The organism is Mesorhizobium sp. M5C.F.Ca.IN.020.32.2.1 (assembly GCF_004023105.1).
Lineage (GTDB): Bacteria > Pseudomonadota > Alphaproteobacteria > Rhizobiales > Rhizobiaceae > Mesorhizobium > Mesorhizobium wenxiniae.
The window spans coordinates 1-11430 of record NZ_RZSX01000090.1; the positions used below are offsets into that span (position 1 = coordinate 1).

The window sequence follows — 11430 nt, forward strand, 5'->3', positions numbered from 1 at the left end:
ACATTTCGGAAAGCCTCGACAATATTTCCGTGCCGCTCGGCGAAGATACGGGAAGCTTCGACTTCCCGGCATTTGCCTTCTCTAAGACGAAGCGGACCAAGCCGAACCAGATCTCGCCGGGCTGGTGAAAAACCCCCGCAATTGGCCGGCACCGGACACACCCGTCTTGACGCGGACGGACAACCGCCCCCCAATCGGCCAATGAGCGACGCAGTATCCGAATCACGCACCAACGCCACTGAATACACGGTGAGCGAGATTTCCGGCGCGCTGAAGCGCACGGTCGAGGACGTCTTCGGCAATGTGCGGGTGCGCGGCGAAATATCAGGCTATCGCGGGCCGCATTCCTCCGGCCACGCCTATTTCTGCTTGAAGGACGACCGCGCACGGCTCGACGCCGTGGTCTGGAAGACCACGATGAGCCGGCTGAAGTTCCGCCCCGAAGAGGGCATAGAGGTGATCGCCACCGGCCGGCTCACCACCTATCCTGGAAAGTCCAACTACCAGATCGTCATCGACAATCTGGAGCCGGCCGGCGCCGGAGCGCTGATGGCGCTGCTGGACGAGCGCAAGCGCCGGCTGCAGGCCGAAGGCCTGTTCGATGCCGGCCGCAAGCGCTTGCTGCCATTCATGCCGCGCGTCATCGGCGTCGTCACTTCGCCGACAGGCTCCGTCATTCGCGACATCATCCACCGGATCAAGGACCGGTTTCCGCTGCACGTGCTTGTCTGGCCGGTGCGGGTGCAGGGCGAGACGGCAGGCGCCGAAGTGACCGCTGCCGTCAACGGCTTCAACGCACTGGCGCAGGATGGCATTATTCCGCACCCCGACGTGTTGATCGTGGCGCGCGGCGGCGGCAGCCTGGAGGACCTTTGGGGGTTCAATGACGAGGGGCTGGCCCGCGCCGTCGCCGCCTCGCGCATTCCGGTGATCTCCGCTGTCGGCCATGAAACGGACTGGACGCTGATCGACCTGGCGGCGGATGTGCGGGCGCCGACACCGACGGGGGCTGCTGAGATCGCCGTGCCGGTCAAAGTCGACCTCGAAGCGACGCTTGCCGGTCTTGGCGCGCGGCTGAAGACCGCGGCATCGCGCAATTTCGAGCGCAAGCGCCAGGCGGTCCGTGCCGCTGCCCGGGCGCTGCCCTCGCCCGACCAGTTGCTGGCGCTGCCGCGCCGGCGTTTCGACGAGGCGACCAGCCGGCTGGGCCGGGCGCTGTCCGTCAGCGTCCAGCGCAAGCGAGCTAGGCTTCAAGCGCAGCGGCTGACGCCGGCCACCCTGTCGCGACGCATGAACGAGGCCCGCACGCTGGCCGGCCGCGACCTCGCCCGCGCGCAAGCGGCGTTCTTCGCCATCGTGCGCGAGCGGCGAACGCGGCTTTCGCGCGCCGCGGCGCGGCTGTCGCCGGCGCCGATCGCAAGGCGGCAGAAATTGCAGGCAGATGGCCTGGCGGCGCTGTCGCGTCGACAGGACCGGGTGATTTCCGTACGGCTCGAGCGCTTCCGCGGGAAATTGACCCAGGCCGACCGGCTGCTGGCCACGCTGTCGCACAAGGCGGTGTTGGCGCGTGGCTTCGCCTTGGTGAAAGACGCCGACGGCGCGGTGATCAAGCAAGCGGCGGAAGTGGTGCCGGGTATGGCACTTTCGCTGGAGTTTGCCGACGGGACCGCCGATGCGGTTGCGACCACCGGTGCCGCGCGGCCGAAAACAACTGCTAAGCCGGCCGCCAAAGCCAAGGAGCGTGGCAATCAAGGCTCCCTGTTCTGAGTGGCAATGATTTCTGAGTGCCTATGATTTCTGAGCCCGCATGACCGACAATCATCACCAGACGACGCCTTCCGGCAGGCCACGCGCGCGAGCCTTCGGCATAAGTTTTGACGGCACGCCTGGGCCGTTCAACGCCATCACCGATGTGGCTGGCGTTGCGGTCGGTTATTCGACGCTGATTTTGGGCGATGGTGCGCTGGTGGTCGGCAAGGGACCGGTGCGCACCGGCGTGAGTGCTATCCTGCCGAGACCGCGCGCCGATCTCGCCACGCCGGTTTTTGCCGGCATCTTCAGCCAGAACGGCAATGGCGAATTGACCGGCTCGCACATCATCGAGGAAACCGGTGCCTTCAATTTTCCGATCACCATCACCAACACGCATTCCTGCGGCGTTTCACGCGACGCAACGCTGCGCTGGATGCAGCGCGTGCTGCCGGCCGCGCTCGACAGCGGCTGGGGCCTGCCGGTGGCGGCGGAAACCTATGACGGTTTCCTGAACGACATCAACGGCCACCATCTCAGGTTCAAGCATGTCGCCGCGGCACTCGATGGCGCGACCAGAGCATCGATCGAGGAAGGCAGCGTCGGCGGCGGCACCGGCATGATCGCCTTCGGTTTCAAGGCAGGCTCCGGCACGGCATCGCGCCTCGTCGAATGGCACGGCCGGCGCTACACGGTCGGCGCGTTCGTGCAGGCGAATTTCGGCAAGCGGAGCAATTTTGTCATTCGCGGCTTGCGTGCCGGGCCCGATCTCGTGGAACCGGCTATCCGCGAAAGCACGCCGCGCGCCGAAAAGGGCTCAATCATCGGGATCGTCGCCACCGATGCGCCGTTCATGCCGCATCAGTTGAAGCGGCTGGCCCGCCGGGCGCCGCTCGGCGTCGCCATGACCGGCGGCTTCGGCTATCATAGCTCGGGCGATATTTTCCTGGCCTTTTCGACCGCCAACCGCGAGGCGGCACTGGCGCCGTCAGGCCGCATCGCCAGCGCCGATTTTATCCCGGATACCGACATCGATCCGTTCTTCGACGCCGTGATCGAGAGCGTGGAGGAGGCGATCCTCAATGCGCTGGTCGCCAATGACGACATGACCGGGCGCGACGGCAATTTCGTGCCGGCGCTGCCGAAGGCATGGCTCAAGGGCAACTTCAGGGCAAGCCAGGGAAAGTAGGACTGGGGCGTGTCACACGTCGCACAGGTCTTGGAAATGGTTGAGCCTGGTAATAGATGCCTTTCGCCGGGTCGGCATGTCACTCGGCAGGCCTGTCCGAGTTCTTTTCGTCCTGGTCGGCCTCAGCCGCCTCTTCCAGCTTCGACGCTATAAGCTCCTGAATGTCGCCGACCTCTTCCTGGATATCCTCCAGCGGTATGCCGGCTTCAGCCGCCTTGGCGGCGCATTCCCTGGCGAGGGTCTCGGCCTGCTCCTCGATCCTGTCCAGCGAGGGCTGGCAGTGGACCTTTTCGCCGATCCACCCTTGCAAGAACTCGATCGCGTGTTCGCTCATGCTGCTGTTCCCTGGCGGCTGCGCCGGTTGGTAATCATAAACGCCGGTATCCCCGAAAAGATGCACGATCCCATTCCAACCGAGTCGTCGCCGTCCGGCAAGCCGATCTTGCCCAACCTCCACAGAGCTGACGTGAATCGAAGGTTCAAGGAGCACATTCTAATTGTTGAGGCGATTCTATTTTCTTGAGGAGACTGGCACCGTTGGCTGGGATCATGTCCCGGATCGCACCATTGTTTCTACTTGCTTTTTTCCGGTATTCCAGTCAATTTGTATGACAATAGGTGTCACAATACGTGGCACGTTTGCGGCGCCATTCGCTGCGCACCCCTAGAGCACGCGGCCAAAGCCGCCGCTATATAGTGAGATCCTCAGGTAATGTCGACTCTGCTCGCCATCCTGCTTGTTTCCGCTGCGCCGAGCGCACCTGGATGGCGTATTATCATCATCGGGTGCGGGCATACTTCACCGGGAATCGACCGAGCGCTTCGAGGTGCTGAGCAGCTAGGCGCGATAGCCTATGCCGGCGATCTTGCCGCGGGTCGCTTCTCGCCAAAGAGTTGCCGGCTGGCGGCCCGGGAGGCTGATTTCCTCGGCAAGTGAGCTGTTTCAAATAATCGAAAAGTTCGGCTTATCCGCCAACCATGAGCTTGACGACTTCGTCATGGTTGGTTTCCGAGATCTTGCGCTCGCCAGCCTGAACGCCGCGGCGCAGCACGACGATGCGGTCGGAAACGGCGAAAATATCCTGCAGATTGTGCGAGATGAAGATCACGCCCCGCCCTTGTGCCTTGAGTTGGTGGATGAGCGAAATGACCTTGCGCTGCTCCGGTACGCCGAGGGCCGCGGTCGGTTCGTCCATGATCAGGATCTGCGCGTCCCAATAGACGGCCCGGCCGATGGCTACAGCCTGCCGTTGACCGCCGGAGAAATTGCTGACCGGGGCGTCGAGCCGGCTGACATGGAAGTCCAGCCGTCCCATGGTCTGCTTGGCGGCGACGGCCATGGCCTTGCGATCGAGCACCGGCAGGAAACCGAAGGCCTTGCGCATGGGTTCACGGCCGAGAAAGATATTGGCGCCAATGGACAAATTGTCGGCGAGAGCGAGATCCTGGTAAATGGTCTCGATGCCTTTTTCGCGCGCCTCCTGAGGCGTCGTGAACGTGACCGGCTGCCCTCTCAGCAGAATTTCACCGCCGGTCGGCTGAAAGACGCCCGATATCGCCTTGATCAGCGTCGTCTTGCCGGCGCCGTTGTCGCCCGCCAGCGCCACCACTTCACCCGGCCGCACGGCCATGGAGAAATCGTTCAGCGCCTGCACCGCACCGAAATGCTTGGAAAGGTGTCGGACTCCGAGAAGAGGGGTGGTTTGTTCGGAACTATTCATCCTGGCGAGCTCCACTGAACCGGCGCTGCGCCTGGTCGATTAGGACGGAGATAATGATGACGAGGCCGACGGCGATGAACTGCCAGAACGGCTCGACATTGACGAAAACCAGCCCGTATTGAATGACCGCGATCACCAAGGCGCCGGCAACCGTCCCGAAGATGGTGCCGGAGCCACCGAACAGGCTGGCGCCGCCGATCACCACGGCTGCGACGCTGTCGAGCAGCAAGGGTTCGCCGGCCTGGGCGGCGCCCGCGGTGAAGCGCGCTGCATAGAGCGCGCCCCCGAGGCCGGCGCACATCGCCGAAAGCACGTAGAGGCGCAGGATATGGCCCCTGATGTCGATACCGGCGCGACGTGCCGCCTGCACATTGGCGCCGATAGCGTAGTTGTGCTGGCCGAACCGGGTCTGGCTCAGGATGTAGTGCATCACGACGACGAAGACGGCGGCGATGATGACGAGATAGGGGACACCGTAGAGCCTGCCGTTGCCAAGCAGCGCGAACCAGGAATTCTGGACCGGCACTGTCGTGCCGCCGGCCAGCAGGAATGCAGCGCCGCGCGCCACGCCGAACATGCCAAGCGTGCCGATGAAGGGTGGAATTCTGAGGCGCGAGATCAGCAAGCCGTTGATTAGGCCAGGCACGCCGGCGACAAGCACGGCCGCCAGAATGCCCAACATCATGGCCAGAGGCACCGGCATGGCGACGCCAGCCATATTCGTGGCGTGGGCCGCGACGACGGCCGCGAGACCCATGATGAAGCCCAAGGAGAGGTCGATCCCTCCCGAAATGATGACGAAGGTCTGCCCGGTCGCCAGCAGCAACGGCGCCACGGCAAATATCGCAATGGACTGCACGTTGAACGGGTTGAGCACGAAGGTCGCGCCGAAGGAGAGCCTCGACCAAACCTCGAAACAGATGATCAGGCCGGCGAGGAACAGCCAGGCGCGTCCCTCGGCGATGCGTGCGAGCCAGCTCCTGGCCGGGTCACCGTGATCCGCCTGAGGAGCGACATGCGTTTCGGTTGGTGATGTTGAAGTCATGAATGGTTCCGATCCGCAGCGCGGCCTCCGTCAAACAGGGCCAAAGAGACCCGGCGCAGGTCTCCTTCCGGCAGGCCGGAAGGAGACGGGCTGGACTTATTCGGAATAGAGGTACTTCGAGATGTTGGGGTCGGCGATATTGGCCTTGTCCATGATCGTAAAGCCGGTGCCGATCGCAACCGGGATCGACTGGCCGGTCAGATGGGCATAGGCCGACACGACGCCGAAATAGCCGATTTCCGCGGGATGCTGAGCAATCGCTACGTCGACAAGGCCAGTGTTGATGTTGTCGACAATGCTGGTCGGCGCGTCGAACGCCACGACCTTGACGATGCCGGTCTGCCCGGCCTGCTGGACGCCATTGGCCGCGCCGAGCGCCGAGAACAGATTTGCGCCGAACACGCCAACGAGATCGGGATTTCGCGCGAACACAGCCTGCAGTTGCGAGGCGGCCTTGTTGGCGTCGTTGTCGTTGAACTGGGTCTCGAGCACGGTGATGCCGGGATGGTTGGCCGCCATCTCCTTCTTGAAGCCCTCCTCACGCTGGTCGGTGGTCGAAATGCCAGGCTTGACGTTCGAAACGTAAACCTTGCCCTTGTCGCCTATGGCCTTGGCCAATGCCCGCGCGGCGATCTCGCCGCCCAGAATGTTGTCCGAGGCAATATAGGACAGTGGGAAATCCGCCTCGCCGGCGCCGGTCTGGTAGACGCCGCTGCCAATGAAAGTGTCGACAGTGATCACCGGAATGCCGGCATCATTGGCCTTGCGCAGCGGCTCGACCAATTGCACCTTGTCGGTCGGCGCGATCAGGATCGCGTCGGGCTTCTTGGCGATAACCGCGTCAAGCACGGGGACTTGCGTTACCGGATTGAAATCCGGGGCGCCCTGGAAAACCAGGGTCACACCAAGGGCATCGGCTGCCGCCTGGGCTCCCTTGCGCATGGTGATGTAGAAGCCGTCGGTGGTGAGACCCGGAATGAGCGCAACGGTGAACTTCTTGTCCTGCGCCAAAGCGGGCGTGATCAGCGCCGTTGCGCAGATGGCGAGAGCCGCCAGGGCGGCAACAATCTTCTTCATTAACATCCTCCTCAGGTGTGGGCAGATTTGCCGTTGCGATCGACATTGGAATGGCTGTCAATTCGTTCCGGCTATGTGAAGTGCTGGCGGCGAGAGACAGGTTCGCCTGCTTGCTGTTATGGGCAGCTTTCCTCCCGAGCGCCCCCCAGTCGTTAGATCAGCCAGTCGAAACCGACCGGCATGATGCGCAGTCCCATTCCTGGCCTCCGCAAGATGCAGGGAACAGCGCCGCTCGACGCGCATGCGTGCCTAGCCGCAAGGTTGTAACACTTTGCTGAAAGAAATTGCAACTGGGTATTTCCGGGATCGAAACGCTTTCAAACCGGTCACCATCTGTCAGCCCGGCCGGGGCCCTCACGCAGACTATTGCCCCAACTCTTTGGCGACACAACTGATGATTTCGCGGCGGCGGGCTGGCGAGCCGCGTTGGTGTCAATCAGTTTGGATCGATCAAGGGTGCCGAGGTCACGCATCGGCTTGCCCGCAACTATCGGGGCAAGAGGGCCTCGAGGACGGCCTGGGCCGTCTTCGTGTCCGTTACCAGAGCGTTGATCAGCCTGGCGCGGACGGCACCGATGATGGCCGTCGCCTTCTCCGGCGAGGCGGCAACGCCGATCACCAGGGAGACGGCTCGAAGCTGGGCCGGCGACATCGCGATCATCCGGCTCTCCCCTTCCCACGGGATAAGGTTACCTTCGGCGTCGAAATAATGGCGAATGACGTCTCCAGCCGCATGAAACAGGGCCTGTTCGCTCAGCGTGGCCGCGCTCGCCTCAGGCGGGTTGTTGGCATGGGGCAGGCCGATACCGACGATCGCAACCTCGGTCCGGTCCCAAAGCGCGACGCTGTCGCGGATGGTCGCATCGCCGAGGAAGACCTCACGCAATTCGGAGGACGGCAGATAGGGCGCATGAATGAAATGCGGCGTCCCGCCGAACTCTTCGGCGGCGAGCCGCACAAACTCGTTGATCTGAAAATGCGGCGCCTGCTGCTGCATACCGCCGGTGGCAGCGACGGTCAGAACGCCGGGAATGCGCGGCAGGCCTGCCTGGATCACCTCGCGAATGGCTCGCCCCCAGCCAATGGCGACCACCGAGCCGGCCGTCAGCTCCGCTTGCTTGATCAAGGCGCCGAGCGGCGCAGCGAGGGCCGTCAGCGCACCGGCTGCCGGCGTTTCGATGACCGCCGCGTCGCGAAGTCCGAGTCCCTCGATCAGTTGCGTGGTGATGCCTTCGGGCGTTGCAAGGTCGAGAACCTCGATCCTCACAATGCCCTCTGCTCTCGCCCGCTGCAGGAGGCGCGATATGGTCGCGGTTGAGACACCAAGCCGCCGCGCGATATCGACCTGCGACATGTCAGCCTCATAGTGCAGTTTGGCGACCGTATGCAGCATCGTCCGCGATGCGGCTGCATCTTGTGCGGGAGGGACAGCCAGCTTGCAATTCCTTTCAGCAATGTGTTACAGACCTCGACCGATGGCAGTTATCGCGCAAATTCGGCTGACTCGCAACGTGGGCTCGTTTCCACGGCAAATTGCGGGCCAAGGTCAAATTTTCTCGGGTCGATAGTGCATCAAAGCGGCAAATTCTCCTGCCGACAGGCAGGTAAGAACCAAACCTTTCTTGTTCCACGGATTTGCGCCTTGGTGAATGGGCGCCAACATCGGAAAGACCCATGACAAAGATGACGACCGCAGAGTTGCGCGGGTACCAGCAGATATGCGGCCAAGACGGGGCCATCATGGCCATCGCCTGTGACCAGCGCGGCGGCATGCGAACCTTGCTTGCGACGGATCCTGCAGAACAGGCCAAGATCACCAACGACATGCTCGGCGACACCAAGTCGGACATCACGCGATACCTCGCCAGCCAGGCGTCCTGCGTGCTGCTCGACCCGCTCTGCGCGGTGCCGCGGGTTGTCGATGAAGGGGTGCTGAACCGCGATACGGCTCTGCTCATCGGCCTCGATGCCTCGGGCTTCGACGTCTCGCCCGCCGGTTACCGCCTGTCGCGCCTCGCTCCCGGCATCGGCGCACGCCGCGTCCGCGAGCTCGGCGGCACCGGCGGCAAAATCATGGTCTATCTCAGGGCGGACAGGCCTGAGGCGAATGAGCACAATGTCGCTATTCTGCGCCAATGCATCGCCGACTTCGCGCAAGAGGACCTCCTGCTCGTCGTCGAGTTCCTGACCTATCAGGTCGAAGGGGAAAGCCTCGAAGACTATACGGCCAAAATCCCCTGGCTCGTCGAAGAGGGCACCCGGATTTCGCTGGAATGCGGGGCAAAGGTGCTCAAGCTTCCTTATCCCGGAACGCCGGAAGCCTGCGCCAGGATCAGCAGCATGGCTGGCGAGGTGCCATGGGCGGTCCTCTCCGCCGGCGTCAACCACGCAACATTCCTGGGCCAGGTCGAGATGGCGATGAGGAACGGCGCGTCAGGCGTGATCGCCGGCCGGTCGCTGTGGAAGGACTGCATCTCGCTTGACCGTGACATTCAGCGGGAAAGGCTTAAGACCATCGCAGTGTCGAGATTGCGCGAGCTTCAGGCGGTGATCGGAAGCTACCGGCAGAAAGCCGCTTAGTCCATGACAGGACGTCATGCCTCTGACCATGATCCGAAAAGTGGGGACCGGTTTTCGGAGAAGATCATGGTCAAACAAAGAGATAGAGCCCCATTTCGAATTAGTCGAAATGGAACAGGCTCTAGTTCGATGGCTATAGGAATCGATATCGGCGGCACCAATCTGCGCGCCGCCCGTATTTCCGGCACGGGCGAAATCCTCGACCGCATTTCCGAGAAAAGCGCGCCGGACCCGGAGCTTGTGCTCTCCCGGATCGCCGAAATGGTGCGCCGGCTCGACTCCCCCGAAGTTGCGGCCATCGGCATCGGCGTCCCAGGACGCGTCGATGCGCGGCTTGGCGCGGTCTTGTCCGGAGGCTATGTCAACCTCGCCTCGGTCTCCCTGGCGCAACGACTGGAAAGCCTGGCGGACAAGCCCGTGGTGATCGACAATGATTGCAACATGGCACTGATCGCGGAAATGGCTCTCGGTGCCGCCAGAGGCCATGAAAGCATCGTCATGTTCACGATCGGGACCGGCATTGGCGGTGCCGTGGTCCAAGACCGGCGGATCGTCCGCGGCAAGGGGACGGCGGGGCAGCTCGGCCACATCACCGTCGACATATCAGGCGAAGCGTGCGTCTGCGGCCGGCGCGGCTGCGTTGAAACCACCAGCTCAGGCACAGCGCTTGGCCGTCACATCGCGCGGGCAGGCCTCGGTCCGGATGTTTCGGTCGATCAGCTTTTTGGCCGGGATGCGGGCGGCGACGCGCTGGCGCGCGGCATACTGGAAGCCTGGGCCGGGCCGCTGCGTGCGGCAATCGATACGACCGTGGCCATGTTCGCCCCTGACCTGGTCCTGCTCGGCGGCGGACTTGGCCTGGCGGCCCACCGGGCGCTTGCCAGAGCTCCCGCCTTGGCTCCGTGGTACCAATGCCCGGTGGAATCGGCGCAACTGGGCGACGACGCAGGCGTCATCGGCGCCGGTCTGCAAGCGCTCGCGACGAAGGCGGCAGTCGCGCCCGTGTCCTTGCCATCTGCCGGGCTCAACCCCGGCTGGCGTGCTGTGCCCGCCAGGCGCGCCGTGCCCAGCCGGCGCGCCGTGCTCGTCAACGGCATCCCCGCCAGCGGCAAAAGCACGGTCTCGTGCGGTATCGCCGAGCGCATGGGTTGGCCGTTGCTCGCGCTCGATACCATCAAGAACCCGTTCCTCGAAGTGCTCGGCGGCGGTGATCGCGAATTCAACCGGACGCTCGGCCGCGCCAGCTACCAAGCCATCTGGTCGGTCGTCGGCGAGGCTCCGGCGGGCACCATATTTGTCGTCGACGCCTGGTTCGGCTTCCAACCGCGCCAGGTGCTCGAGGATCACCTGCGAAGCGCCGGCGTCGAGCAGACCGCCGAAATCTGGTGTCATGCTCCCGGCGAGGTTCTTGCCGAGCGCTATCGCGCACGGCTCGACCAGCGTCCCGCCGGCCATCCGGGAGCGGCCTACATCCCCGAACTGATAGAACTGGCCAAGCGCGCCGAGCCGCTGCGGCGCGGACCGCTGTTTGACGTCGACACGACCAAACCGATCGCTTTCGATGCCATCACACAATGGTTGCAGGCGACGATAGCGGCTGACACATAGGCAGCGCGGCCGCCTACCTCCGGATCCACAATCCGAGTGCAGCCGTTGATTGGCTTTTTTGCCATTATGTTACCCCGGTGCCTGCCCGCCCTGTCTCGACAATCGTTCCCGAAATACCTGTCAGGATGGCTTGCCGCCTTGAGCGGGCGCGCGTTTGTGTAAGCGGATTCGCGCACTCCCAGTGGAACAAGAATTGCTCCACACCGTTCAAGCTAAGCAATCCGTTGCGGCGGCAATGAAGCGCCATAGCGGAGTTTGCTTGGAGGTAATATGAGAAAGCAACTTTCCTCGGCCGCGGCAGGCATCCTTCTTCTCGTTGGCGTCAGCGCCGCCGCCGCTCAGGACGTCATTATTCAACCCGAGCAGGATACTGTGATTCGGGAATACGTGAAAAAGAAACCGATGGCATCCATCAGCCTTCTCGGCGTGGAGCTCAACATCGGCACAGCTCTGCCCGATAC

Annotated in this window: 9 protein-coding genes and 1 pseudogene; 5 read left to right on the forward strand and 5 right to left on the reverse strand. The window is 63.2% G+C overall.

All coding sequences use genetic code 11. From position 1 onward, the window contains the following. Nucleotides 1-201: 201 nt before the first annotated feature. Nucleotides 202-1767: an exodeoxyribonuclease VII large subunit gene (gene xseA / locus EOA86_RS07035; RefSeq protein ID WP_128341074.1), complete on the forward strand. Its 1566-nt coding sequence runs from the start codon at nucleotides 202-204 to the stop codon at nucleotides 1765-1767. Between the two features lie 40 nt (nucleotides 1768-1807). Then, nucleotides 1808-2938: a P1 family peptidase gene (locus EOA86_RS07040; protein WP_128341075.1), complete on the forward strand. Its 1131-nt coding sequence runs from the start codon at nucleotides 1808-1810 to the stop codon at nucleotides 2936-2938. 79 nt (nucleotides 2939-3017) lie between these two features. Here the strand turns inward: EOA86_RS07040 and EOA86_RS07045 are convergent, their stop codons facing one another. The 5 genes from EOA86_RS07045 to EOA86_RS07065 form a co-directional block, all read right to left on the reverse strand. Then, nucleotides 3018-3272, reverse strand: a complete 255-nt coding sequence (locus EOA86_RS07045; protein WP_128341076.1) for a DUF768 domain-containing protein — start codon at nucleotides 3270-3272, stop codon at nucleotides 3018-3020. A gap of 631 nt (nucleotides 3273-3903) precedes the next feature. Further along, a complete protein-coding gene (locus EOA86_RS07050; protein WP_128341077.1) occupies nucleotides 3904-4659 on the reverse strand; it encodes an ATP-binding cassette domain-containing protein in 756 nt (251 codons plus the stop codon). Further along, nucleotides 4652-5704 carry a ribose ABC transporter gene (locus EOA86_RS07055; RefSeq protein ID WP_095519016.1) on the reverse strand — a complete coding sequence of 351 codons (1053 nt, stop codon included), beginning with the start codon at nucleotides 5702-5704 and terminating at the stop codon, nucleotides 4652-4654. The genes EOA86_RS07050 and EOA86_RS07055 overlap by 8 nt, the downstream gene beginning before the upstream one ends. 96 nt (nucleotides 5705-5800) lie before the next feature. Continuing rightward, nucleotides 5801-6781, reverse strand: coding sequence for an ABC transporter substrate-binding protein (locus EOA86_RS07060; RefSeq protein ID WP_128341078.1), 981 nt, complete (start codon nucleotides 6779-6781; stop codon nucleotides 5801-5803). Nucleotides 6782-7268: 487 nt separating this feature from the next. Further along, nucleotides 7269-8174 carry a sugar-binding domain-containing protein gene (locus tag EOA86_RS07065; RefSeq protein WP_128341079.1) on the reverse strand — a complete coding sequence of 302 codons (906 nt, stop codon included), beginning with the start codon at nucleotides 8172-8174 and terminating at the stop codon, nucleotides 7269-7271. Nucleotides 8175-8455: 281 nt separating this feature from the next. On the opposite strand from EOA86_RS07065, the gene EOA86_RS07070 reads away from it, so the two are divergent. From EOA86_RS07070 to EOA86_RS07080, 3 genes and pseudogenes are all read left to right on the forward strand, one after another. Further along, nucleotides 8456-9361, forward strand: coding sequence for a tagatose-bisphosphate aldolase (locus tag EOA86_RS07070; protein ID WP_128341080.1), 906 nt, complete (start codon nucleotides 8456-8458; stop codon nucleotides 9359-9361). A gap of 129 nt (nucleotides 9362-9490) precedes the next feature. Beyond that, the gene (locus EOA86_RS07075; RefSeq protein WP_128341081.1) at nucleotides 9491-10969 is read left to right on the forward strand and encodes an ROK family protein; all 1479 of its coding nucleotides are present in this window, start codon (nucleotides 9491-9493) and stop codon (nucleotides 10967-10969) included. 270 nt (nucleotides 10970-11239) lie between these two features. Further along, nucleotides 11240-11430 (forward strand): annotated as a pseudogene (locus EOA86_RS07080) (hypothetical protein); the annotation flags it as partial.

Bases quoted from the DNA above. Each gene is read 5' to 3' on its own strand.
- EOA86_RS07040 (WP_128341075.1), top strand. From the start codon at position 1,808: ATGACCGACAATCATCACCAGACGACGCCTTCCGGCAGGCCACGCGCG.
- EOA86_RS07055 (WP_095519016.1), bottom strand. From the start codon at position 5,704: ATGACTTCAACATCACCAACCGAAACGCATGTCGCTCCTCAGGCGGAT.
- EOA86_RS07050 (WP_128341077.1), bottom strand. From the start codon at position 4,659: ATGAATAGTTCCGAACAAACCACCCCTCTTCTCGGAGTCCGACACCTT.
- EOA86_RS07045 (WP_128341076.1), bottom strand. From the start codon at position 3,272: ATGAGCGAACACGCGATCGAGTTCTTGCAAGGGTGGATCGGCGAAAAG.
- EOA86_RS07075 (WP_128341081.1), top strand. From the start codon at position 9,491: ATGGCTATAGGAATCGATATCGGCGGCACCAATCTGCGCGCCGCCCGT.
- EOA86_RS07060 (WP_128341078.1), bottom strand. From the start codon at position 6,781: ATGAAGAAGATTGTTGCCGCCCTGGCGGCTCTCGCCATCTGCGCAACG.
- EOA86_RS07065 (WP_128341079.1), bottom strand. From the start codon at position 8,174: ATGCTGCATACGGTCGCCAAACTGCACTATGAGGCTGACATGTCGCAG.
- EOA86_RS07070 (WP_128341080.1), top strand. From the start codon at position 8,456: ATGACAAAGATGACGACCGCAGAGTTGCGCGGGTACCAGCAGATATGC.
- xseA (WP_128341074.1), top strand. From the start codon at position 202: ATGAGCGACGCAGTATCCGAATCACGCACCAACGCCACTGAATACACG.